Below are 22,886 nucleotides of genomic sequence, written 5' to 3'. Positions count from 1 at the left end.
TGACAATCCGTGGCGGCGCGTCCTACGGCACTCTTGTGGAACTCGGTGTTCCACAAGAGTCGGTGTGCGGGGAGTGTTGCCATGACGCGGCCTGAACTCGATGTCCGTCCGTTCGAGGCGATCCCGCCGGGTATCGTCCGGCGGATGCGGCCCGCCGTGGCCGTCGCCGCCGCCGAACTGGCCGACGACGCGACCGGCCCCGCCCGCGCGGACGTGCGCGCCTGGGTCGGCGAGAGCCTGCGCCTGTTCTACGCGCTGGTGGACGACCCGCGCGGCGCCTGGCCGCGCGTCGCCGAGAGCTTCCGCGAACTCGGCCGGGGCGCCGCGCTGCGCGGCCGGGACCTGGACGAACTCCACGTCGCGCTGCACCGCTGCGCCCGCGCGGTCTGGCGGACGCTGACCGCGTCCGCCGAATCCCTCGACATCGACCGCGCGACGCTCGGCCTGCTCGCCGAGGCGCAGTTCACCTACCTCGACGCCGTCACCGCCGAGGCCGCCGCCGGCTACGAGGCCGAGCGGGCGGGCGGCGACGACGCGGTCCGCCGCCGCCGCGCCCGGCTGCTCGCGCTGCTGCTGGACGACGGCGACCCCGGCGACGTCGCCGACGCGGCCCGCGCCGCCCGGTGGCGGATCCCGCGCTCGGCGGCGGCCGTCGTGCTGCACCCGCGCGCCGACACCGGCGCCCGGCCGCCCGTGCTCCCGCCGGACGTCCTGGTCGACCTCGCGCGCAGCGAACCGTGCCTCGTCGTGCCCGACCCCGAGGGCCCGGGGCGGGCGCGGCTGCTGGACGCGCTGCTCGCCGACTGGATCGTCGTCCTCGGCCCGGCGCTGCCGCCCGCGCGCGCCGCCGAGTCGCTGCGCTGGGCACGGCGCGCGATGGCGCTCGCCCGGCGCGGCCGGATCGCGGCGGACGGCCTGGTGCGCTGCATGGACCACGTCCCCACGCTCGTGATCTTCATGGCAGAGGACCTCATCGAGCACGCCGCCGACACCCGGCTCGCCCCGCTCGCGGGCCTGTCGCCGGTGCAGACCGAGCGGCTGTCGGAGACGCTGCTGTCCTTGCTGGAGAGCAACTTCAACGCGACCGAGGCGGGGAACCGGCTGCACGTCCACCCGCAGACCGTCCGCTACCGCCTGCGGCACCTGGAGGAGCTGTTCGGCGCCGACCTGCACGACCCGGGACGCTGCCTGGAGCTGGAGATGATCCTGCACGCCCGGCACGGCGCCCCGTCCGGCCGCGCCGACGCGCCGGTCACGCGCCCGCGCACCAGCACCCGCCGCCTGCTGACCCCCTACCGCCCCTACGCCCCGACCCCCTAACCACACCCGCGCGCCGACGCCGCGTCCGCGCGGTGGCGCCGCGCCCGCGCGGTGGCGCGGTGGCGCGGTGGTGCGGGGCGGGGACGCGTGCGGGCGGTGGTTCAGTGTTCGGGGTCGGGGAGGAAGGCGGCGAGGGCGGCGAGGGCGCGGCGGTCGAACGCGTCCGCGACGGAGCGGATCAGCTGCCCGAAGCCCGAGGTCGGCGGCTCGACGCGCAGCAGCCACGTGATCCGGTCGGCGGCGACCGGGTCGAGCGGGGCGACGGCGAGGAGTTGCGCGGTGAACTGCGCGCCGAGGATGAACTCCAGCTCGTGCCGGGACGGGCTGCGCGTCCGCAGCCACTCCGCGCCCGCCCACTCGACGCCCGCGATCCACGACTGGACGGCCACGCGCAGCGGCTCGCTCGGCTCGGCCAGCTCCAGCGTCCGGAACGTCAGGTCGCAGATGCGCCGCCGGACCCGCTCGGCGACCGCCAGCGCGGCCTCCGGAGCGCGTCCCGCGCCGATCCCGAGGATCCCGGCGTACCCGCCCTCGTACTCCTCCAGGAAGTCGAAGTAGAGCGCGAGGCGCCGCATCAGCGCGTCCGACGGCGACGTGCCCGCGACGGCGGCGAGCCGGTCGGTGAGCATCGTCCCGACGCGCTCGGCGACGACCTCGTACAGCTCGCCCTTGCCGTCGAAGTACCGGTACACCGACGAGCGGGACGTGCCCGCCGCGGCGGCGACGTCGTCGATCGAGACGTCCGGTTCCGGCCGGTTACCGAAGGTCGCGATCGCCGCCGAGATGATCTCCTCGCGCCGCCGGTCCGAGGTCAGCCGCCGGAACGCCGGGCGCTCGCGTCCGGTCCCGGTACTGGTCATGGCCGTCAGCCTAGCCCCGCGTCCGGCCCGGATACGCACGGTATTCGCGCAATTATGTGCGGGGCGCATAAACCCGGGCGAAGAAACCGATCGTTCCAGGACAGGCCGGTAAAGACCGATCTTCCGATGTTGTCACCGAAATGACAAGGACCCGGCAGAACACCTGACTCCGCGAAGGAGACCGGCCGCCCCGGCGGCTTTACGGTCATCTCCGAGGCCGGGCACGCCGGCCGGTGATGACGGTCGGCGGGTGACAGGTTGATGAGCGGATCCTCGAACATCGGCGAACGGACGCGGTCGGCGGCACGGGTCGGCGGCATGTTCGCGCGCAGCGGGCTGTGGAAGCCCGGCCCGCCGCAGCGCGTCGTGCGGCAGCTCTCCGCGCTGCGGCGCTGGGGGACGAACCTCGGCGGCACGTTCGTGTCCGCCGCGGCCCGCGACCCCGAGCGCGTCGCCGTCCTCGACGACGACGGCGCGATCACCTACGGCGAGATCGACGCCCGCACCGACCGGCTGGCCGCCGCGCTCGGCCGCTTCGGCGAGCCGCCGACGGTCGCGGTGCTGTGCCGCAACCACCGGGGCATGCTCGAAGCGCTCGTCGGGGCCAGCAAGCGCGGCGCCGACACCGTCCTGCTCAACACCGGGATGAGCGTCGACCAGCTCGTCACCGTGCTGAAGGAGCAGAACGTCGACGTCGTCATCGCCGACCACGAGTTCGGCGAGTTCCTCGCGGCCGTGCCGGACGGCGTCCACGCGATCACGGCGGGCGGCGGCGACTCGGGCCTGGACGAGCTGATCGCCTCGACCCCGCAGGTCGAGATCGAGCCGCCGCGCCGCTCCGGCCGGACGATCATGCTCAGCTCCGGCACGACCGGCACGCCGAAGGGCGCCAACCGGCACTCGAACCCGGGCCTCCAGCCGCTCGCGTCGATCCTGTCCCGGATCCCGCTGCGCGTGCACGAGACGATGTTCATCGAGGCGCCGCTGTTCCACACCTGGGGCTACGCGATGCTCCAGGCCGCGATCTCGCTGCGCGCCACGATGGTCCTGCAGCGCCGCTTCGACCCCGAGCGGTCGCTCGCCCGGCTCGCCGAGAGCCGCGCCACCACGCTCATCGCGATCCCGGTCATGCTCCGCCGCATCCTGGACCTGCCCGGCGAGACGTTCCCCAAGTACGACACGAGCAGCCTGCGGATCTGCGCCGTCAGCGGCTCGGCCCTGCCCGGCCAGGTGTCCACCGCGTTCATGGACCTGTTCGGCGAGGTCGTCTACAACCTGTACGGCTCGACCGAGGCGTCCTGGGTGACGATCGCGACCCCCGCCGACCTGCGCGCCAAGCCCGGCTGCGCGGGCACGGCCCCGCCCGGGACGCGCGTGGCGATCCTGGACGCCGACGGCAAGCCCGTCCCGACCGGCGTCACCGGCCGCATCTTCGCCGCGAACGAGCTGATGTTCGCCGGGTACACCAACGGCGCCACCAAGGAGATGCAGGACGGGATGATCTCCCTCGGCGACCTCGGCCACATGGACGAGGCGGGCCGGCTGACCGTGGACGGCCGCGACGACGACATGGTCGTCTCCGGCGGCGAGAACATCTTCCCGAGCGCCGTCGAGGAGGTCCTGCTGAAGCTGCCGCAGGTCCGCGAGGCGGTCGTGGTGGGCGTGCCGGACGCCGAGTTCGGGCAGCGGCTCGCGGCGCACCTCGTCCTGGACCCGGCGGGCGAGCCGCTGGACGCCGAGGCCGTCAAGGCGCACGTCCGCCAGCACCTGGCGCGGTTCGCCGTGCCGCGCGACGTCCACTTCCCGGCCGAGCTGCCGCGCAACGCGACCGGCAAGGTCCTGCGGCGCGTGCTCGTCCAGGTGCCCGCGCCCGAGTGATCCGACGGGCCGCGGCCGGGTCCGTCCCGGCCGCGGTCACATCCGGGGGACGTCCACGGTGAACCAGAGGTAGGTGCCGTGCGCGCTCTGCTCCAGTCCCCACTCGGCGGCGAGCGCGTCGATGACGACCAGCCCCCGGCCGTGGTCCAGCCGCAGCGTGCCCCGGTCGTCGCGCGGGCCCGGCCCCTCGTCGTGGACCTCGACGCGCAGCAGCCGCCGGTCCGTCCGGACGTCCACGGTGATCAGTCCCGACCCGTGCAGCACCGCGTTGGCGACGGCCTCGGCGGTCATCAGCTCGATGTCGTCCAGCCGTTCGGCGTCCCCGACGACCTTGGCGGCCCGCTCCCGGACGATCCGCCGCGCGGCCTGCCCGGCGGCCCGCTCCCCGGTACAGGTGAACGGGTCGCCCACCGGTTCCATGTCGGCGGTCACGGCAGCGGCTCCGGCGCGGGGGCGCACGGCGCGGCGCACCGGAGCGCGGAGCGCGGCGGAGCGGTGCTGGCTGGCGGGCCGAGTGTCACGGGATCACCACACTGAGAGGACGGGAACGCAACGCAATCATTCACCTACGCTGAGTCATCGGCAATGCGCTGCGTCACTTGATCTTGACTTTTGCGGACGGACGCCGACCGGCCGCGGGCCGGACGCGGGGGGACCTTCCGCAACGTTACTACCCTGCTCGTTCCCGCCGCCGCGCGAAAAGAACAAACCTCGGTACCGGGATTACTCACCGCAGCACGAGGCGGGACGGCATTCTCCGTCATCTGGGCTGAATATTCCGTGAGTGTCTTATGTCACTATCCGGACTATAGGCAGTTCGCCCGGCCGGACGGGCCGGGTCACCTCTGGCCCGTTCACGCGGGCCTCACCCCGGGGGTGTTCATGCAAGCGCCGCTGCTGGCCTGCGCCGCGCAAGTGCTCTTCGTCGTCGCCTTCGTCCTCTTCAAGTCCGCCGCCCGCACCATGCCCGTCCTCTCGGCACGCCGTCCGCTCCAGACCACCGGGCGCGTCGCGCGCAGCCCGCGCTGGGTGCTCGGCCTGATCATCCTGCTGTCGGGCTTCGCGATGGCCGACCTCGCCCTGCTCTCGCTCCCGATCGCGAGCGCCCTGCCCGCCTACGCGGGGAGTCTGGTCGTGCTGCTCGTCATCGGAGCGGTCCGGTTCGGGGAGCGGCTCACCCGCCGCGAGTGGTTCGCGATGGCGATCGTCGTCGCCGCGATGGCCACCGCCGCGCTCTCGGTCGCGGGGGCGCCGGGGCCGTGGACGGCGACCGTCGAGCGTCCGCACCTCGCCACGGTGCCGCCGCTCTGGGCGATCGCGCTCGTGGTCGTCCCGTCGCTGTTCCTCCCGCTGTGGATGTTCTCGCTCCGCGACCGCGTCACCGCCGGCCGGCACGCGCGCGCGATCACCGGCATCGCCTACGGCATCGGCGCGGGGGCGATGCTCGGCGTGGCGGAGACGTTCGGGCTCGGCATGGAGCTGCTGTACAAGCAGGGGCACCACAACCCGTTCACGACGCCGCACGTCTACCTGTTCGTCCTGGCGGGCCTCCTCGGCATCGGGCTGCTGTCCATCGGGCTCCAGCGCTGCCGCCTGACGATCCTCGTCACCGTCCTCACTGTCACAGCCAAGGCGCACATCCTGGTTTCGGCCACGCTGCTGTTCGGTGAACCCTGGCCGCACGACCGGACGACGGCGATGCTGCGCGGCGGGAGCGTCCTGCTCGCCGGGCTCGCGGTGCTGACGTTCCCGCGCCACGAGCTGCGCCGCGCCGACCCGCCCCGGGCGACGCCGCGGCCCGAGCCCGAGCCGGAGCCCGTCCGGCGGCCGACACGGCGCACCGGGACGTACCCGGTCATGCCGCTCGCCGCGCCGACGCCCCCCGCCGACGCCGGACGGCCGCGCGCGCCCGAGCCCGCCGCCGAGGAGACGCGCCGGGACGGCTCGTACGTCGGACGGCGCCGGCGCGACCAGAAGACCGTCCCGACGACCTAGCCGGAGCGGGCCGCCGAGCGCCACAGGCCGAGCAGCCGGTCCGGCCAGAACCGGCCCGGCAGCACGAGCGCTCCCGGCCGCTCCGGGCGGACGACGAGCGGGAACGTCCCGGCGCCGAGGTAGCCGCCGGGCAGGTGCCGCCGCCGCACGAGCAGCGACGTCGCGAACGCGGGCAGGCTCCCGACCAGCCCGCGCGGGACGGCGAGGCGCGCGACCCGGCGGCGCTCGTCGGCGAGGACGGTCGCGAACGCGGCCAGCCCCGGGTCGCCGGGCGCGGTGCCCTTGACGGCGAACAGCGCGGACGCGATGTCCTGCAGCTCGTCGGGCATGTCGTCGAACGCGGGGTCGGGGGAGTAGACGACGACGGCCGGGCGGTCGCCCCGGCCGGGCCGCAGCAGCGCCCGGTGCGCCTGGACGACGCTGCCCCACACGACCGTCCCGTGGGTGAGGAGCGCGTCGTGGTCGCGGACGACGCGCCACAGCTCGTCGCGCGGGCGGCTGCGCAGCCACAGCGGCGCGCGGGCGCGCAGATCGCCGGGCAGCGGACGCGGGGCGGGGCCGAAGCTCGTCCGGCACGCCTCGATGATCTCCCGTCCGGCCCGCTTCATGACTCGGACATTAGCGACGCGCAGGGACCGAATCCCCTTCGGGGTCAGGCGGTGAGGCCGCCGCCCGCCAGCAGCCCGATCAGCAGCGCCGCGACGCAGAGCCGGTAGATGATGAACGCCGCGAACGAGTGGCTCGCGACGTAGCGGAGCAGCCACGCGATCGAGGCGTAGGCGACGACGAACGAGACGGCCGTCCCGACGGCGAGCGCGGCGATCGAGGTGTCGCCGCCCGCCGCGTCCTTCAGCTCGTACAGCCCGGCGCCGGTCAGCGCGGGCAGCGACAGGAAGAACGACAGCCGGGTCGCGGCCGGACGGTCCAGGCCGCGCAGCAGCCCCGCCGACATCGTCGCGCCGGACCGCGAGAAGCCGGGGAACAGCAGCGCGAGGATCTGCGACGCGCCGACGATCATCGTGTCGGTGAGCGTCGCCTTGTCCTCGCTCTTTTCCAGCCGTCCGTACTTTTCGCCGAGCGCCATGATGCCGCTGCCGACGATCAACGACCCGGCGACGACCCACAGCGAGGCGAGCGGCCCGTCGATGAGCGGCTTGGCGAGCAGGCCGACGACGACGATCGGGATCGTCGCGTAGATGATCCACCAGGTCAGGCGGTAGTCGTGGCCGCGCTTCTCCTTGTTGGCGATGCCGCGGAACCAGGCCGCGACGAGCCGCGTGATGTCCTTGCGGAAGAACAGCAGGACGGCCGCGATGGCGCCGACCTGGATGACCGCGGTGAACCCGACGACGGACTTGTCGCCGACGTCGATCTTGAGCAGTCCCTCGGTGATCTTCAGATGCCCGGTGGACGAGACCGGCAGGAACTCGGTGAGTCCTTCCACGACTCCGAGCACGACGGACTGCCAGACACTGATTGCGCTCACGCGGGATTGCCCTTCTACCTCGACCGGCCGGCGTCGGCCGGCGACCAGTGAACCGTCCCAACCTGGGCCAAAGTGCCCAAACGCTGGGCCTGTGGACGGGTGTTCACTCGACGTTCGCCCATTGTTCATGATCGGTGCCGCCGGGAAAAGGGGCTTCCCCGGCGGGTGCGGCGGACGTCATCCTTGCCGCATGGATGTGCTCCCCGTCCGTCCGTCGGCCCGATGACCCCGTCGGCCCGCGCGCTCCAACTCGCCATAGCCGCCCTCGGCCTGGCCGGCGTCGTCTTCGGCGCCTGGCACGCCGCAGGCCCCTACGCCGAGATCTCCGCCTACCGCCACGCATCACCATGCGCGGCATCAGCCGCACCCGACTGCATCCGCACCCTGGACGCCGTAGTCCTGAGCAAGCGGATCGTCGTGACAACCCACCAGGACCCGCCAACTCCCTACCAACCCCCGCCCGCACCCCCGATGGGCCCGTTCCACTTCGCGCAGCCTCTCGCCGTCCACCTCCCGCTCCGCGCCGACACCACGACGACGAGCTACCGGGTGAAAGTCCGAACAACCGAGGCCCGCACCGAAGAACTGGACGTCTCCAAGTCCTTCTACGAAGCAGCGAAGAAGAACGACCACATCCAGGTGGCCTACTGGAAACACCACGTAGTCCGAGCGACCCTGGGAAAACACACCCAGGAATACCCGCCCGGCGACTGGCTCACAGGCTCCTGGACGATCCTCTGGGCAAGCCTGCTCATCTTCCTCTCCGCGGCGACCTTCGGCCGCGTCCCCCTCGTCGCCGGCTGGATGACGTTCATCGGCGGCTGGATCCTCTTCTCCCTGCTGGACGTCTGGCGCTCGTCCATGATCGTCCTCCCCGTCCTCACAACCATCGCCTACATCGCCGCCGCCCTAACCCTCCGCCCCCGCCGCTGGTAATTACCCGAACGCCCCACAAGCCGAGGCGTGCTACAAGGTGGGCGCGCGGTGTTTTCTCGCCGTCTGGGAAGTCCTGGACAAAGGGCAAGGTTTTCGACTTTCTGCACACACGGCATGTCGCGGAGCGGTTCGCTGAGCTGGAGCGGGCATGACCGGGTGGTGATCGGAAAATCTCACGGGCATGGGCGTTCCTTTCCCGGAGATCATGGGAGGAACTCGGCGCATCGGTCGATTAGGCCGAAGGGAAACGTCTCTGTTTTTGGAGCGCAGAGGCGCACTGATTACTCAAGCTTTAAAAGTTTCGTGAGTAACTTGGGTCACACGGAAGAGAAATGCTCCGTGCTTCCCGGGGCGGGCGAACCCGCCGCCCGGCGGCCCCCGCCCGCACACCACCCCGAGCCCCAAGGAGTGATCAGTGAATTATGGAGACGCGCTGCGCCGCGCGATCCTGGCCGACGGCGTGACCCCGCTCATCGGCGTCTTCGACATGTTCTCCGCCTCCGTCGCCGCCAAACACTACAACGGCCTGTTCGTGTCCGGGTTCGGATTCGCGGCCTCGCACTACGGGCTGCCCGACATCGGTTTCATCGCCTGGCCCGACATCGTGGCGTTCGTCCAGCGGCTGCGGCTCGCGTTCCCGGCGCAGCACCTCCTGGTCGACATCGATGACGGCTACGTCGACCCCGAGGTCGCCTGCCACGTCATCGAGCAGCTGGAGATGACCGGCGCGTCCGGCGTCATCCTGGAGGACCAGGCGCGTCCGCGGCGGTGCGGGCACGTCGACGGCAAGCGCATCCTGCCGCTGGACGAGTACCTGGAGAAGCTCGACCTCGTGCTCGAAACCCGCCGCGACCTGGTCGTCGTGGCGCGCACCGACGCCACCGACGAGGAGGAGATCCTGCTGCGCGCCAAGGCGCTCGCGCGGACGGACGCCGACGTCATCCTCGTGGACGGCGTGCGCAGCGTGGACTGGATCCACCGCGTCCGCGCGGTCATCGGCGACAAGCCGCTGCTGTTCAACCAGATCGCGGGCGGCAAGTCGCCCCGGCTGTCGCTGTCGGAGCTGACCGAGCTGGGCGTCGACGTCGCGATCTACAGCACGCCGTGCCTGTTCGCGGCGCAGTCGGCGATGGACGAGGCCATCGCCCGGCTCAAGCGGGAGGACGGCCGGCTGCCCGAGGTCACGCCGTCCAGCGTCGGCGTGAAGGAATCGCTGGCGCTGCTGGAGCGCAACATCAGCCGCCACCACGCCAAGCCGGCGAGGGCCGGGGTATGACGCGCGGCACGAGCGGCGGAGGACGGACATGCGCGTCTCCGCCACGCTGACAAGGCTGCGCGTCGACCCCTACATCGCGGCGATCCTCTGCTCCGTGGGGCTCGCCGCGATGTTCCCGGCGCGCGGCGCCGCCGCCGTCGTCCTGGACTGGACGGGCAACGTCGCGATCACGCTGCTGTTCTTCTTCTACGGTGCGCGGCTGTCCACGTCCGAGGCGCTGCGCGGGCTGCGGCACTGGCGGCTGCACGCGGCGATCACGTCCGTGACGTTCGTGGTGTTCCCGCTGCTCGCGCTGGCGTGCTCGCTGCTGGTGCCGACGGTGCTGCGCGAGCCGCTGTACGCGGGCGTGGTGTTCCTGTGCGTGCTGCCGTCCACCGTCCAGTCGTCGATCACGCTGACGTCGATCGCGCGGGGCAACGAGGCGGGGGCGATCTGCAGCGCGTCGCTGTCGAGCGTCCTCGGGGTCGTGCTGACGCCGGTGCTGGCCGCCGCGCTGATGTCGGCGGGCGGCGGCGGGTTCTCGCTCGGGTCGGTCGGCGACATCGTCGTCCGGCTGCTGCTGCCCTTCCTCGCGGGGCAGGTCGCGCAGCGGTGGATCGGCGACCGCGTCCGGGCGTACCGCGGGCAGCTCTCGCTGTACGACCGGGGCGTGATCCTGCTCGTCGTGTACACGGCGTTCAGCCTGGGCGTCGTCCAGGGCATCTGGCACGGACTCGCCGCGCGCGAGCTGGGCACGCTCGGGCTCGTCATCGCGGGGCTGCTGGCCGTCGCGATGGGCGTCGCGGCGCTGATCTCCCGCGCGGCCGGGTTCTCCCGCGAGGACCAGATCGCGGCGCTGTTCTGCGGCTCGCAGAAGAGTCTCGCGAGCGGGCTGCCGATGGCGACCGTGCTGTTCGCGGGCGCCGGCGTCGGGACGGCCGTGCTCCCGCTCATGCTCTACCACCAGCTCCAGCTGCTGGTGTGCTCCTGGCTCGCGCAGCGGTTCGCGACGCGCCGGAGCGTCCCCGAACCCGTTCCCGCGGCGGCCTGACCGCCGCGCTCCCGAAAGGAATCCCCATGCTCATCAGGATGTTCGCGGCCGTGCTCGTCACCGGTCTGCTCGCCGTCTGCACGGGCGGGACGGCGTCCGGCTCGACCGGGCCGTCGGTGGCCAACGTCAACACGTTCACCACCGCCAACTCCGGCTCGGACGCCGGGAACGACAGCCTGCTGGAGATCGACCGCTCCGGGAACGTCGCCAAGGGCGACGGCAGCCCCGGCAGCGACATCATCAACAAGGCGACGGGCTCGGCGCCCGTCATGTCCCCCGGCAAGTGACCGGTGCGCCGTGCCCGGGGGCGCGCGCTCCCGGGCACGGCGCGACGGACGGCAGCCGTCCGGTGATCCACGCCAGCAGGCGCGGCACGGCCGGTTTCCACGCCGCGAACGTGTGCCGCGCGTGCGGGATCGTCACGAGCGGCACGCGCCCGCCGTGCGCGACGAGGACGGACCGGAAGATCCGCGCGCTCTCCACGTCGCCCCGGTCGGCGCCCCCGGCCATCAGCCAGAACGCCGGGAGCCGCCGCGCCGGACGGGACGCCAGCCACAGCGGGTCGTTCGCCAGCCGCGCGGCGGCGTTCCCGCGGAACAGGTCCGTCCCGTGCTCGGGCAGCGGCTGGAAGTAGCCGCTCATCGACCCGGCCGCCGCGAACACGCCGGGATGGCGCAGCGCGAGGTCCGCCGCGCAGAACCCGCCCTCGGAGAAGCCCGCGACGCCGAACGACCGTCCGGGCCGGACGCGGAACCGCGCGGCGACGTCGGCGGGCACGTCGGCGGACAGGTAGGTGTCGTCGCGGGGGCCGCCGGGCTGGTCGAGGCACTGCGATCCGGTCCGTCCGGCCTGCGCGCCGTTAATGTCCGGCATGACGAGGATCGCGGGCCGCGCCTCGTGGTCGTGCAGGACGCGCCGGAACGCGTTCTCGACCCGCAGCCCCGTCTGCCAGTCCGACGGCTGCCCCGGCGAGCCGTGCAGCAGCTCCAGCACCGGGAACCGGGCGCGCGCGTACGCGGGCTGGAAGTACTGCGGCGGCAGGTAGACGAGCCCGTCCCGCGCGATGCCGCTGCGCGCGCCGGGGAGCGCCACGTCGGCGAGCATCCCCCGGTCGGCGCGGCGTCCGCCGGTGGCGAGGGCGCGGCCCGCGGCGGGCGGGAGGGCCTGGACGCCGTCGGACGCGCCCGACAGATCCCCGAAGAGGTCGCCCCAGCTCTCGTAATAGTCGTAGTACCGATTGACGGTGGCCATACCGAACACCGCCGCGACGACGAACGCCAGCGCGCCGGCCGGGACCCGCAGTGCCAGCGGCCCCCGCCGCGCGAGCACCCAGGCCAGGCCGGCGAACGCCAGCACCAGAAACACCAGGACAACAACGCCCTGCGGACCGAACACGGCGTCGATTCTGCCGCCGGGGATGTCAGCGGGAGGTAAACCCGTGGCGGCCGGCCCACGCGGACAGCGCGGCGGCGATCTCGTCCGGACGGTCCTCGGGCGCGTGGTGCCCGGCCGGCCCGCACGCGACGGTCTCCAGCGCGGCCATGTTCTCCGCGCACCACGCGGCCGTGTCCGGCCCGATGAGCAGGGTGCCCGCGCCGTCGAAGGTGAGGAGCAGCTTGGGGACGTCCGGGCTGTCCTTGAGCCACGGCCGGAACGCGTCCAGCCGGTCGACCACCTCGGCCGGCTCGCCGCCGAGCGGGAACTGCCGCGCCCAGGCGAGGATCGGGCGGCGGCTCTCCGGCGTCGGGAACGGCTCAAGGTATTCGGCGTAGTCCGCGTCGCTGACCGGGGTCAGGACGGCCCCCTTGAACGCCGTCAGCAGGAACCGGTTCTCCTCCAGCACCATTTGCTCGCCCGCGCCCGGCGTGCGGACGAGCGCGGTGCGCTCCCGCGCCGCTTCGGACAGGGCCTCCGGCGGGATCGGCCGGACGACGCTCTCCAGGAACGCGACGCCCTTCACCCGGTCCGGGTGCCGGGACGCCCAGTCGAACGCGAGCGCGCCGCCCCAGTCGTGGCCGACGAGCACGACGCCGTCCAGGTCGAGCGCGTCGAACCAGGCGTCCAGGTACCGCGCGTGGTCGGCGAAAAGGTAGGGGATATCAGGCTTGCCGGACCGTCCCATGCCGATGAGGTCGGGCGCGAGCAGCCGCGCGCCGCCGACGCCCGGCAGGACGTTCCGCCAGAGGTGCGACGACGCCGGGTTGCCGTGCAGGAAGACGAACGGTGTTCCGTTTCCGGACTCGCGGTAGTGGACGGTCGAGTCGAGCACGTCGATCACAGGCATGGCGGTCCTTCGTTCGTTGCTCTAACGTTTATGTCACTAACGAACGTAAACCGTTAGTCCGACTAACGCAAGGAGCTGCCCATGCCGGACGACATGCCCGCGCGCTCGGGATCCGCGCGGCTGCGGGAACTGCCGACCCGTCTCGTCGGTCACGTCTCGGCCGTGGCGGACCGCCTGGTCACCGACGGTTTCGCGGTCGCCGACGCCCGCCGCTGGCACTACGCCGTGCTGACCGCGCTACGCGAGACGGGCCCGGTGAGCCAGGCGGAGCTGAGCCGGGTGGCGGGGATCTACCGGAGCGATCTCGTGGCGGTGCTGAACGAGCTGTCCGTGCAGGGATACGTGGAGCGGGCGCCCGATCCGTCCGACCGGCGGCGCAACGTCATCACGATCACGCCGGCGGGCTGGGACCGCGTCCGGCGCCTGGACGCGCTGATCGACGGGATCCAGGACGAACTGCTCGCCCCCCTGGACGCGGCCGAGCGCGCCCAGTTCAAGCGGCTCCTGGAACGGCTCTACGAGCACCACTTCCCGGCGAGCTGAAACTCGGGCGGGCGCCCGTCCGTTCACCTCGTGGGAAGCAGGTCCTCGACGAGGTGCTCGGCGAGGACGGCGCGATGGGTCGCGCGGGCCTTCTCGTGGCGGGCGCGGCCCTCCGGGGTGATGCAGACGTACACGCCCCGGCGGTCGGACGAGCACAGCGACCGGGCGACGAGCCCGTGCTTCTCCAGCCGTCCCACGGTGCGGGACAGGGCGCTCTGGCTGAGATACATCTCACCCGCCAGGTCCTGCATGCGCTGGTTGTCGCGGTGGCACTCGGCGAGACGGTCGAGCGTCTCGAACTCGCTCATCGTGAGGCCGTGCTTCTCCTGCAGCAGGCGGTCGAGATGGCACGCGACCGTGTTGTAGCAGGTCAGCAGGGACCTCCACCGCTCGACCAGGCCATGCTCTTCCGGCTCCATGCCGCGCATCCTACCATCTCCGCGCATCTTATGCAGCTACATTAGTTGCTTAAGGATCTTATGCGTGGACAATCAATGCATGTGCATGTATCGTCCTTCGACGTGACGACCACCGAAACCTCCCGTGTCACCGCTGCCCCCGCTTCGGCGGAGCCGGTCAATCAGAGCTGGACCCCCAGACTGTGGGGCGTCCTCGCGGTGCTGTGCGCCGTGCTGTTCCTCGACGGCCTGGACGTGTCGATGGTGGGCGTGGCCCTTCCGTCCATCGGAACCGAACTGGGCATGTCCACGACGTCGCTCCAGTGGATCGTGAACGGCTACGTCCTCGGCTACGGCGGACTGCTGCTGCTCGGCGGACGCACCGCCGACCTGCTGGGCCGCCGCCGCGTCTTCCTGACCGCGCTCGGCATCTTCGCCGCCGCCTCGCTCGTCGGCGGGCTCGTGAACGACGGCACCCTGCTGATCATCACCCGTTTCGTCAAGGGGCTCTCCGCGGCGTTCACCGCCCCGACCGCCCTTTCCATCCTGACCACCACCTTCCACGGACCGGCGCGCAACCGGGCGCTGTCGGTGTTCTCGATCTTCGGCGCGAGCGGCTACTCGTCCGGACTGATCCTCGGCGGCCTGCTGACCAGTGCGGGCTGGCGCTGGACGTTCCTGACGCCCGTGCCGCTGGCGCTCGTCGCGCTCGCCGTCGGATTGGCCCTGATCCCGAAGGACCGCAAGGCGGAGGAGGGCGGCCACGACGTCCTCGGCGCCGTCACGCTGACCGCCGGGATGCTGCTCGCCGTCTACACGGTCGTTTCCGCGCCCGACCGAGGCTGGACCGCTCCGCTGACGCTGCTGTCGATCGTCGTGGCGATCGCGCTGCTCGCCGCGTTCGTCGTCACCGAGACCAAGGTGCGGCACCCGCTGATCCGCCTCGGGATCCTGCGCGTCGGGACGATCGTCCGCGCGAACCTCAGCATCATCGCGCTGTTCGGTTCGTACCTCAGCTTCCAGTTCATGATGACCCTGTACCTCCAGGACGTCCTGCACTGGTCGCCGCTGCGGATGGCGATGGCGCTGCTGCCCGTGGGCCTCATCGTCGCGGCCGTGTCCCCGTTCATGGGCGGCCTCATCGGACGGTTCGGCACGCCGAAGCTGATCGTCAGCTCGATGGTCTCGCTCAGCCTCGGCTACGGCTGGTTCCTGCTGACGGCGGGCGACCACCCGAACTACGCCGTGACGGTCTTCCCGACGATGATCCTGCTCGGCGGCGGGTTCGGCTTCGGGTTCAGCTCGATCATGGCGCAGGCCACCGACGGGATCGAGGACGCCGAGCAGGGGCTCGCGTCCGGGCTCGTCCAGACGTCCGGGCAGGTCGGCGCGGCGCTCGTGCTGGCCGTCGTCACGGCGCTGGTCGCGACGGACGGAACGGGCGACGGCGGGGGCTTCGCCCCGTTCCACCCCGGCGTGAACCTCGTGACGGCGGTCGGGCTCGTCGGCCTGGCGCTCAACGTGGTGCCGCTGCTGGCGCGCCGCCGCCAGGGGGCGCACGCCTGACGTCCCGGTTCGGGCCGGCGTCGCGGGAGACCGCGGCGCCGGCCCTTTTCGCGTAGCCCGGGCCCGCCGGGGTAGGGGGCGGCGACCGTACGCCAACTCGGGGGGAGACATCATGCGGATCGTCGTGGTCGGGGCCACCGGCAACGTCGGCGTCGGCACGCTGCGGGCGCTGGCGGCCGACGCCGAGGTCACCTCGGTCCTCGGGATCGCCCGGCGCCGTCCCGAAGTGTCGTTCGCCAAGACCGAGTGGGCCGCCGCCGACACCGCGCGCGACGACCTCGTCCCGCTGTTCCGGGACGCGGACGCCGTGATCAACCTGGCCTGGATGTTCCAGCCGACGCACCGGCCGCGCGTGACCTGGCGCAACAACGTCCTCGGCGGAATGCGGGTGCTGCGCGCCGTCGCGGACGCGGACGTCCCGGCGCTCGTCCACGCCTCGTCGGTCGGCGCGTACTCGCCGAAGCCCGCCGACGGCCGTCCGGTGGACGAGTCGTGGCCCACCGACGGCTGGCCGACCGCCGCCTACAGCCGCGAGAAGTGCTACCTGGAACGGGTGCTCGACGCGTTCGAGCTGGCGAACCCCGAGCGGCGCGTCGTGCGGATGCGGCCCGGCTTCATCTTCCAGCGCGGCGCGGCGACGGCGCAGCGGCGGATCTTCGGCGGGCCGTTCGTGCCGAACCGGCTCGCGCGGGCGGGCGTCGTGCCCGTCCTGCCGGACATCCCGGGGCTCGCCGTCCAGGCGCTGCACGCCGACGACGCGGGCGAGGCGTACCGGCTCGCGGCCGTCCGGGACGTGCGCGGCGCGTTCAACCTCGCCGCCGACCCGGTCATCGACATGCAGCGGCTCGCGGACCTGCTGAGCGCCCGCACCGCGCGGGTGCCGGTGGGCGCGCTGCGGGCGTTCGTCGCGGGGGCGTGGCGGCTCGGGATCGTCCCGGCGTCGCCCGACCTGTTCGACCTGGCGCTGCACGTCCCGCTCCTGGACACCGGACGCGCGCACGAGGAACTGGGCTGGCGGCCCCGCCACTCCAGCCTGGACGCCATCGCCGAGTTCCTGGACGGGCTGCGCTCCAACGCGTCCCTCGACACGCCGCCGCTCGCCCGGTCCACGAGCGGGCCGATGCGGATCCGCGAGTTCGCCACCGGCATCGGCCGCCGCCCCTGAAAATTCGGCGTGCCCGTGGAAAAGGGCGGCCGGTACAGTCGGGCGCATGGCGGACGAAGGCAGCGTCCGGGTCGACGCGTGGATCTGGTCGGTCCGGCTCGTGAAGACGCGGTCCCTGGCGACGTCGGCGTGCCGGGGCGGGCACGTCCGGGTGAACGACGACCGCGTCAAGCCCGCCGCGCAGCTCCGCGTGGGCGACGAGGTGCGCGTCCGGCTGGAGGGCCGCGAGCGCATCGTGATCGTCCGTCAGCTGCTCCGCAAGCGCGTCAGCGCGGCGGCGGCCCAGGAGGCCTACACCGACCAGAGCCCGCCGCCGCCCCCGCGCGAGGCCCTGATCCCGGTCGCCCGCCGCGACCGCGGCGCCGGCCGTCCCACCAAACGCGACCGCCGCGAACTCGACCGCCTGCGCACCCTTCCGCCTGACCTTTAGCTGCGCAGATGGCGCTCCACCGCGTCGCGGGCGAAGCGGAGGATCCGGTCGGGCGGGAAGGTCTCCGGCTCGGCGAGGACGAGGCGGCCGGCGTCCCAGAACAGCGCGTGGAGCGCGCGGGCCAGCACTTCCACATCGGTGCCGGGCTCCGGGTTCCCCGCGCGGATGACGTCTTCGAACGCGGCGAGCACGGCGGCCCGGCCCTGTTCGAGGCGGGCGCGGAACACCGGCGTGCTGGAGTCGACGAGCGTGAAGATGGCGCGCCACCGGTCCGGTGCCTCCTGCACCGCCGCGAGGAAGCCCGCGAGCGAGGCGATCACCGCTCGCGCGGGCGTCCCCCGCCCGGGCTCGGGCATGATCGCGGCCATCTGCTTGAGGGCGGCTGCCTCCTCGCGCGCCAGAGAGGCGCGGAGAAGGTCGTCCCGGTCGGTGAAGTGCGCGTAGACGACCGGCCGGGTGACCCCGGCCTCCTTGGCCACCGAGTCCATCGAGACCTTGTGCACGCCCTGGGTGACGATCACGCGGAGCACGACGTCGAGCAGCTGCTCACGGCGCTCCCCGGGCGGCATCCGGACCGCGGACGAACGCGTCCTGCCGGGGGCTGTGCCGGTCATTTCCCCGTCCTCGCTCTTGACAGGCCCACGGCCGCGGGCCTTACCTTACACTCAGTGTAAGTTACAGTTCGTGTAGGGAGGTTGGTCGGGGACCGCCCGTCGCCACGGGCCGTCCGGCATCGAGGAACGACCAGCTGCACAAGATCGCCGCTGGACGCAGCCCACAGCGTCGGCCCGGCGTCCGGACGACCCGTCGCGCAGGCGACCATTCGCGGCTGAAAGGCGATTCCCATGAGCGTTTACGTACGTCTTCTCGCCGCCCACCAGCGGATCTATGAGGCGTCCGGCGGTCGGGTCGGCCACCGGCTGCTCGGCGTCCCCACCCTCCTGCTCACCACCCGGGGACGCCGGACGGGGCAACGCCGCACGGTCGCCCTCGTCTACGCCCGCGACGGCGACGACCTGCTCGTCGTGGCCTCCAACGGCGGCAGCGACAAGCCGCCGTCCTGGCTGTTGAACCTCAGCGCCGAACCGGTGGTGGGCGTGCGGCTGAAGCGTCATCAGCGCCGGGCGACCGCCAGGGTCGTCCGGCCGGACGACGACGGCTACGACAGGCTGCTGGCCCTGTGCGACGCCGTGAACCGGGGCCGCTACAGCGCGTACCAGCGGAAGACGTCCCGTCCCATCCCGATCGTCGCGCTCTCACCACAGGCCACGCCGAAGGACGACCGATGACCGTCCGCCGGGGCCTCCGCCCGTCCTCTAGGCCCGGCTGACGCGCGCCGCGCACATGGTCGCGGACGCCTTCCCGGCGAACGCCGCATAGCGCCGGAACGCCTCGCCGTGGCCCAGCCGCGCCGCGCGCCGGAACCAGGTGACCGCCTCGCGGGCCGCGCCGCGCTCGGCGTGGATCAGCCCGATCCGGAAGCACGCCTCGGCGTTCCCGCCCCGGCTCGCGGCGGCCTCGAAGAACACCAGGGCGGCGTCGAGGTCGCCGTCCTCCTGGTAGGCGCGGGCGATTCGGTGCGCGACGCCCCGCACCGCGCGCGAACCGGCCAGGTGCGAGCACAGGTCGACGGCGTCGCGGTGCCCCGCCTCCCCGGCGCGCCGCAGGTAGGCGTTCCCTTCCGTGTCGCGGCCGTAGCACAGCAGCAGCGCGGCGAGCTGATAGGCGGCCTCGCCGACGGCCGCCCCGGACGCGGCGGCGTGAAAGAGACGGAGGCCGGTCGTCCCGTAGCGGCGGAGGAACTTGGGCGCTCCTTCGGCGGACGTCTTCGGGTCCGCCGTGTACATCCCGGTCGGCGTCCGGCGCGGCGGGGTCACCTCGCCGCAGGCGCGCTCGGCCTCGGCCCGCCGCACCGCCCAGTCCTGGACGGTGCCCATGCCGAGGTCGTCCGGGTCGAGTCCCGCCTCGCCGACGGCGGCCCGGCATGCGGTCACGAACGCCGCGACCCAGGGCAGCTTGGGCACCCGTGCCCGGTGCCCGGCCAGGATCTCGCTGGTGGTCGACTCGATGAGCACGTCCTGGGAATGTCTCCGCAGGTACGGCAGCGTGCAACCGGCCAGGATGTAGAGCGCGTTCAGCTCGGCGACGAAGTCGTCCAGCGCCTTGGGATGTTCCGCCATGCCTCGATCCGCGTGATGAGAAGTGGTGAGCGCGGAGCTGCGACCGGCTGCTCTCGTGGCGTCACTCCACGTGCGGTCGTGCTCTCGACAGACATCTCACTTGCAAGTGTGTATGTCGGTCAGGACATGAAACGAGACCGTAAACCGACGCACAATGCAAAATCTTCGCGGATCATCCAAGATCGTTCCGAAGAACTCCGGATCTTGGCGGGCGCGCTTCGTTCGAACTCCTTCGGCGTGCTTCGGCGCGGACGCTCCGCGTCGCCGGTCCGTGACGGCGCCCGGCTCGCCGACTCGCCCGGGGCCCGGGCCGTCGGGTCGCCTTGGATGGCCGGGCCGTCCGGATGGCCGGGGGAGGACGGTGGCTGTATTCATGCTTAAACGGTGGGTATAGTCGGCATATTGTCGACCGCAGGAGGCCGGGATGTCGTTGCCGACCTTTCTCGTGCTCGGGGCGCCGAAGGCCGGGACGACCGCGCTGCACGCCGCGCTCAGCCGTCATCCCGGGCTGTATCTGTCGCCGGTCAAGGAGCCGAAGTTCTTCCTCACGGACGGGCCGCCGCCGGAGAAGGGCGGGCCCGGCGACGCGCAGACGTACCGGGAGCACGTGTGGCGGCGCGCGGAGTACGAGGCGCTGTTCGATGGCGCGCCCGCCGGGGCCGGGCGGGGCGAGGCCACGCCGTTCTATCTGTACGACCTCGAGGCGCAGAAGAGGATACGGAACCTTGTTCCGGATGCGCGGCTCATCGCGATCCTGCGCGATCCGGTGGAACGTGCCCACTCCAACTGGACGCACCTGTGGTCGGCCGGGCTGGAGCCCGTCGGCGACGTCGTCGAGGCGTGCGCGCTGGAGCCGGAGCGGATCGCCGCGGGCTGGTCGGCGTTCTGGCACTACGTCGGGCTCGGCCGCTACGGCGAGCAGCTCGACCACCTCTACTCGCTGTTCCCCCGCGAGCAGGTGCTCGTGTTCCGGTACCGGGAGCTGCTGGAGCGGCCCGTCCCGACGCTGGACCGGATCTTCGCGTTCCTCGGCGTCGAGGAGGGGCTCGTCACCGAGGTGCCGCGCGAGAACGTCACCGCGCATCCGGACGCGTCCGCGCGGCACAGGCTGCTGGCCCGCGCGCTGCGGGTCAGCGCCGCGGTGGACGCGGCGCTGCCCGGCCACCCGCTGCGCGCGCGGGTGACCGTCCCGCTGGAGCGGGCGCTCCAGCGCGGCGGACGGCCCCGCCGCCCCCTCACCTGGGAGCAGCGGCAGGCGCTCATCCCCTACTTCGAGGCCGACGTCCGGCTGCTGGAGAAGGTGACGGGGGAGGAGTTCGGCGACTGGCTGGCGCCGCGCGAGGCGTCCGGCGGACGGGTCGGGGAACGTCCGCCGGGCCAGTTCCAGGCCCGCAACGGCCGCCCGAACGGCGGCTAGCGCAGCCCGGTGCGCAGCCTGGTGTGCGGTTCGGCTGGGGGTCAGGCACGTGGTTCGATGCGGAGTTCGGTGCGGAGTTCGTGGGCGCCGTCCGGACGCGTCCACTCGTAGTAGAGGCGGTGGCCGCCCGTGACCGGCACGACGTCGAGGTAGCGCAGCCCGCCGCCGTGGTGCGGCGACGCGATCGGGCCGCCGTCGAGCGCGGTGAGCGCGCCGGGGTCGGCGCCGGCGGCGAAGCCCGTCCGCTCCTCGTAGTTCTGCGCGGCGTCGGCGCGTCCGTCGTAGGCGGCGAGGACGCCGTCGGGCGTGAACCGGACCGCGCTGACCCGGACGCCCCGCGCGTCCCACGCCCCCGGACGGCGCCCGAGCGCGGTGCCGTGCCACGTCCACTCCAGGCCGTCCGGGCTGGTGGCGTAGTCGGTGACCATCTGGTCGGCCTCGGCCGGGTCGGCGAGCGGGTGGCAGGACGCCCACAGGTGCCACAGGCCGTCGTGCCGGACGATCACCGGGTCCTTGACGCCCGTCTTGTCGTCGCCGGGCAGCGTCACACGACGGTTCCGGACGTCGAACGCGGCCGGGTCGTCGGCCTCCACGACCTCGACCCGCCAGTGCTTGGTGCCGGGCGTCGCGGCGCTGAGGTAGAGGCGCCAGGCGCCCTCGGGGGTCCGGACGAGCGCGGGCCGCTCCAGCGACTCGCAGTCCAGCTCGTCCTTCTCGATGGTGAGGAGCGGCGTGAAGCGCTCGCCGTCGGTCGACCGCGCGACCACGACCGCGTGGCCGCGCCCCTGGCCGAGCGGGCGGCGCAGCCGGTAGGCGAGGTGGACGGTCCCGTCGTGGGCGACGGCGCTCGGTGCGCCGGCCCAGTGGCCGTCCCCGGCGCCGGGCGGCGCGACCACCAGCGCGGACCGCTCGGGACGGGGCGTGAGGGCGGACACCGCGGCTTCCCTTTTATTCATACCTGGATGATAGGTCTATCGGCGCGTCCAGGGGGCGGTGTCCCAAAGTCAACCATCTTGGTAGGGATGGTTGACTTGTCCGGCGGTGTCGTGGTTCGCTGAGGTCATGCCCAAGCCGCTCCTCCTCGTCCGCCGGCGGCACGTGGATCACGGTCGCCTCGCGGCCTCCATCTGTCGGCGCTGACCGACAGTTCCCCCCTTTTCCGGCCCGGCGCCCTGCCCCCGGCCGTGTTCCTTCCACGCCCTCCCCGAGGAGTCGAGTCATGCCCGAAAACCTGTTCGACGTGCGCAAGATCGGCGGCCGGATCGGCGCCGAGGTCGTCGGCGTCGACCTGCGCGACCTGTCCGACACCGTCTTCGCCGAGATCCACGCCGCCCTGCTGGAGCACAAGGCCCTCGCCTTCCGCGGCCAGGACCTCACCGACGCCGACCAGATCGCGTTCGCGTCCCGGTTCGGCCCGCTGACCGGCGCGCACCCGACCGTCCCGTCCGTGGACGGGCACGCCGAGGTGCTGCCGGTGGACAGCGAGTCCGGCCGCGCGAACCACTGGCACACCGACGTCACGTTCGTCCGGACGCCGCCGAAGATCAGCACGCTGCGCAGCCTCGTCGTCACCCCGTACGGCGGCGACACGCTCATCGCCGACACCGCCGGCGCCTACCGCGACCTGCCGGACGAGCTGCGCGCGTTCGCCGACCGGCTCTGGGCCGTCCACACCAACGCCTACGACTACGTCCGGCCGCGCACCGACGGCGTGGACCCGGAGAAGGCCGCCGAGCACCGGCGCAAGTTCGTCTCCAGCGTGTGGAAAACGGCGCACCCGGTCGTCCGCGTCCACCCCGAGACCGGGCAGCGGAACCTGTTCATCGGCGGGTTCGCGCAGAGCGTCGTCGGGCTGCCGAGCCACGACGGCCGGACGATCCTGGACCTGTTCCAGTCGTACGTGACCCGTCCGGAGAACGTCTTCCGCTGGCACTGGGCGCCGGGCGACGTGATCGTGTTCGACAACCGCACCACCCAGCACTACGCCGCCGACGACTACGGCGACCTGCCCCGCCTGCTGCACCGCGTCACGGTCGCCGGCGACGTCCCGGCGGGCGTGGACGGCGCCGCGAGCTACCTGATCGAGGGCGACGACGCCGCCCACTACACCCCGGCGGGCTGA

At 72.7% G+C, this 22,886-nt stretch carries 24 protein-coding genes; 14 read left to right on the top strand and 10 right to left on the bottom strand.

Going from position 1 to position 22,886, the window contains the following annotated elements; translation table 11 throughout:
- Nucleotides 1-81: 81 nt before the first annotated feature.
- Nucleotides 82-1,320: a helix-turn-helix domain-containing protein gene (locus tag GQ466_RS22550; RefSeq protein ID WP_161105003.1), complete on the top strand. Its 1,239-nt coding sequence runs from the start codon at nucleotides 82-84 to the stop codon at nucleotides 1,318-1,320.
- Between the two features lie 101 nt (nucleotides 1,321-1,421).
- Here the strand turns inward: GQ466_RS22550 and GQ466_RS22545 are convergent, their stop codons facing one another.
- Nucleotides 1,422-2,180 carry a TetR/AcrR family transcriptional regulator gene (locus tag GQ466_RS22545; protein ID WP_161105002.1) on the bottom strand — a complete coding sequence of 253 codons (759 nt, stop codon included), beginning with the start codon at nucleotides 2,178-2,180 and terminating at the stop codon, nucleotides 1,422-1,424.
- Nucleotides 2,181-2,441: 261 nt separating this feature from the next.
- Here GQ466_RS22545 and GQ466_RS22540 point away from each other — a divergent pair, with 261 nt between their 5' ends.
- Nucleotides 2,442-4,058 (top strand): AMP-binding protein, encoded by a 1,617-nt coding sequence (locus tag GQ466_RS22540; protein WP_161105001.1) that lies wholly within the window; start codon nucleotides 2,442-2,444, stop codon nucleotides 4,056-4,058.
- Between the two features lie 36 nt (nucleotides 4,059-4,094).
- On the opposite strand, the gene GQ466_RS22535 is transcribed toward GQ466_RS22540, so the two are convergent.
- The gene (locus GQ466_RS22535; RefSeq protein ID WP_337193582.1) at nucleotides 4,095-4,490 is read right to left on the bottom strand and encodes an ATP-binding protein; all 396 of its coding nucleotides are present in this window, start codon (nucleotides 4,488-4,490) and stop codon (nucleotides 4,095-4,097) included.
- A 450-nt stretch (nucleotides 4,491-4,940) separates the two neighbouring features.
- On the opposite strand from GQ466_RS22535, the gene GQ466_RS22530 reads away from it, so the two are divergent.
- Complete coding sequence (locus tag GQ466_RS22530; RefSeq protein ID WP_161105000.1) at nucleotides 4,941-6,053, top strand: hypothetical protein; 1,113 nt, start codon at nucleotides 4,941-4,943, stop codon at nucleotides 6,051-6,053.
- On the opposite strand, the gene GQ466_RS22525 is transcribed toward GQ466_RS22530, so the two are convergent.
- Both GQ466_RS22525 and GQ466_RS22520 read right to left on the bottom strand, forming a co-directional pair.
- Nucleotides 6,050-6,661, bottom strand: a complete 612-nt coding sequence (locus GQ466_RS22525; protein ID WP_161104999.1) for a hypothetical protein — start codon at nucleotides 6,659-6,661, stop codon at nucleotides 6,050-6,052. The two genes, GQ466_RS22530 and GQ466_RS22525, sit on opposite strands and share 4 nt — an antisense overlap.
- A gap of 44 nt (nucleotides 6,662-6,705) precedes the next feature.
- The gene (locus GQ466_RS22520; RefSeq protein WP_161104998.1) at nucleotides 6,706-7,539 is read right to left on the bottom strand and encodes an undecaprenyl-diphosphate phosphatase; all 834 of its coding nucleotides are present in this window, start codon (nucleotides 7,537-7,539) and stop codon (nucleotides 6,706-6,708) included.
- 222 nt (nucleotides 7,540-7,761) lie between these two features.
- Here GQ466_RS22520 and GQ466_RS22515 point away from each other — a divergent pair, with 222 nt between their 5' ends.
- The 4 genes from GQ466_RS22515 to GQ466_RS22500 all read left to right on the top strand — a co-directional run bounded on the left by GQ466_RS22515 (nucleotide 7,762) and on the right by GQ466_RS22500 (nucleotide 11,068).
- A complete protein-coding gene (locus tag GQ466_RS22515) occupies nucleotides 7,762-8,475 on the top strand; it encodes a hypothetical protein (RefSeq protein WP_161104997.1) in 714 nt (237 codons plus the stop codon).
- Between the two features lie 415 nt (nucleotides 8,476-8,890).
- Entirely contained in the window at nucleotides 8,891-9,751 is an 861-nt protein-coding gene (locus tag GQ466_RS22510) for an isocitrate lyase/phosphoenolpyruvate mutase family protein (protein ID WP_161104996.1), read from the top strand.
- Nucleotides 9,752-9,779: 28 nt separating this feature from the next.
- Entirely contained in the window at nucleotides 9,780-10,781 is a 1,002-nt protein-coding gene (locus tag GQ466_RS22505; protein WP_161104995.1) for a bile acid:sodium symporter family protein, read from the top strand.
- Between the two features lie 26 nt (nucleotides 10,782-10,807).
- Complete coding sequence (locus tag GQ466_RS22500) at nucleotides 10,808-11,068, top strand: hypothetical protein (protein ID WP_161104994.1); 261 nt, start codon at nucleotides 10,808-10,810, stop codon at nucleotides 11,066-11,068.
- Here the strand turns inward: GQ466_RS22500 and GQ466_RS22495 are convergent.
- Together GQ466_RS22495 and GQ466_RS22490 are read right to left on the bottom strand one after the other, a co-directional pair.
- Entirely contained in the window at nucleotides 11,049-12,176 is a 1,128-nt protein-coding gene (locus GQ466_RS22495) for an alpha/beta hydrolase-fold protein (RefSeq protein WP_161104993.1), read from the bottom strand. The genes GQ466_RS22500 and GQ466_RS22495 overlap by 20 nt on opposite strands.
- Before the next feature lie 25 nt (nucleotides 12,177-12,201).
- Complete coding sequence (locus GQ466_RS22490) at nucleotides 12,202-13,065, bottom strand: haloalkane dehalogenase (protein ID WP_161104992.1); 864 nt, start codon at nucleotides 13,063-13,065, stop codon at nucleotides 12,202-12,204.
- A gap of 81 nt (nucleotides 13,066-13,146) precedes the next feature.
- Between GQ466_RS22490 and GQ466_RS22485 the strand changes: the two genes are divergently transcribed.
- Nucleotides 13,147-13,608 (top strand): MarR family winged helix-turn-helix transcriptional regulator, encoded by a 462-nt coding sequence (locus tag GQ466_RS22485; protein WP_161104991.1) that lies wholly within the window; start codon nucleotides 13,147-13,149, stop codon nucleotides 13,606-13,608.
- A gap of 23 nt (nucleotides 13,609-13,631) precedes the next feature.
- On the opposite strand, the gene GQ466_RS22480 is transcribed toward GQ466_RS22485, so the two are convergent.
- Nucleotides 13,632-14,027: a MarR family winged helix-turn-helix transcriptional regulator gene (locus GQ466_RS22480; RefSeq protein ID WP_161104990.1), complete on the bottom strand. Its 396-nt coding sequence runs from the start codon at nucleotides 14,025-14,027 to the stop codon at nucleotides 13,632-13,634.
- A gap of 102 nt (nucleotides 14,028-14,129) precedes the next feature.
- On the opposite strand from GQ466_RS22480, the gene GQ466_RS22475 reads away from it, so the two are divergent.
- The 3 genes from GQ466_RS22475 (at nucleotide 14,130) to GQ466_RS22465 (ending at nucleotide 17,167) form a co-directional block, all read left to right on the top strand.
- A complete protein-coding gene (locus GQ466_RS22475) occupies nucleotides 14,130-15,572 on the top strand; it encodes an MFS transporter (RefSeq protein WP_337193581.1) in 1,443 nt (480 codons plus the stop codon).
- A 112-nt stretch (nucleotides 15,573-15,684) separates the two neighbouring features.
- On the top strand, nucleotides 15,685-16,737 hold the full coding sequence (locus GQ466_RS22470; protein ID WP_161104988.1) for an NAD-dependent epimerase/dehydratase family protein: 1,053 nt from the start codon (nucleotides 15,685-15,687) through the stop codon (nucleotides 16,735-16,737).
- 46 nt (nucleotides 16,738-16,783) lie between these two features.
- Entirely contained in the window at nucleotides 16,784-17,167 is a 384-nt protein-coding gene (locus GQ466_RS22465; RefSeq protein WP_161104987.1) for an RNA-binding S4 domain-containing protein, read from the top strand.
- Here the strand turns inward: GQ466_RS22465 and GQ466_RS22460 are convergent.
- Nucleotides 17,164-17,781, bottom strand: coding sequence for a TetR/AcrR family transcriptional regulator (locus tag GQ466_RS22460; RefSeq protein ID WP_237418254.1), 618 nt, complete (start codon nucleotides 17,779-17,781; stop codon nucleotides 17,164-17,166). The two genes, GQ466_RS22465 and GQ466_RS22460, sit on opposite strands and share 4 nt — an antisense overlap.
- A 231-nt stretch (nucleotides 17,782-18,012) precedes the next feature.
- On the opposite strand from GQ466_RS22460, the gene GQ466_RS22455 reads away from it, so the two are divergent.
- The gene (locus GQ466_RS22455; protein ID WP_161104986.1) at nucleotides 18,013-18,456 is read left to right on the top strand and encodes a nitroreductase/quinone reductase family protein; all 444 of its coding nucleotides are present in this window, start codon (nucleotides 18,013-18,015) and stop codon (nucleotides 18,454-18,456) included.
- Nucleotides 18,457-18,483: 27 nt separating this feature from the next.
- On the opposite strand, the gene GQ466_RS22450 is transcribed toward GQ466_RS22455, so the two are convergent.
- Nucleotides 18,484-19,347 (bottom strand): SEL1-like repeat protein, encoded by an 864-nt coding sequence (locus GQ466_RS22450; RefSeq protein ID WP_161104985.1) that lies wholly within the window; start codon nucleotides 19,345-19,347, stop codon nucleotides 18,484-18,486.
- A 424-nt stretch (nucleotides 19,348-19,771) separates the two neighbouring features.
- Between GQ466_RS22450 and GQ466_RS22445 the strand changes: the two genes are divergently transcribed.
- A complete protein-coding gene (locus GQ466_RS22445) occupies nucleotides 19,772-20,764 on the top strand; it encodes a sulfotransferase family protein (RefSeq protein ID WP_161104984.1) in 993 nt (330 codons plus the stop codon).
- A gap of 41 nt (nucleotides 20,765-20,805) precedes the next feature.
- On the opposite strand, the gene GQ466_RS22440 is transcribed toward GQ466_RS22445, so the two are convergent.
- The gene (locus GQ466_RS22440) at nucleotides 20,806-21,720 is read right to left on the bottom strand and encodes a glycoside hydrolase family protein (protein ID WP_161104983.1); all 915 of its coding nucleotides are present in this window, start codon (nucleotides 21,718-21,720) and stop codon (nucleotides 20,806-20,808) included.
- A 263-nt stretch (nucleotides 21,721-21,983) separates the two neighbouring features.
- Between GQ466_RS22440 and GQ466_RS22435 the strand changes: the two genes are divergently transcribed.
- Entirely contained in the window at nucleotides 21,984-22,886 is a 903-nt protein-coding gene (locus tag GQ466_RS22435; protein WP_161104982.1) for a TauD/TfdA dioxygenase family protein, read from the top strand.

The sequence above is a fragment of the Actinomadura rayongensis genome, from assembly GCF_009831215.1.
Taxonomy (GTDB): domain Bacteria; phylum Actinomycetota; class Actinomycetes; order Streptosporangiales; family Streptosporangiaceae; genus Spirillospora; species Spirillospora rayongensis.
This window is presented reverse-complemented; position numbering and strand designations above follow the sequence as displayed.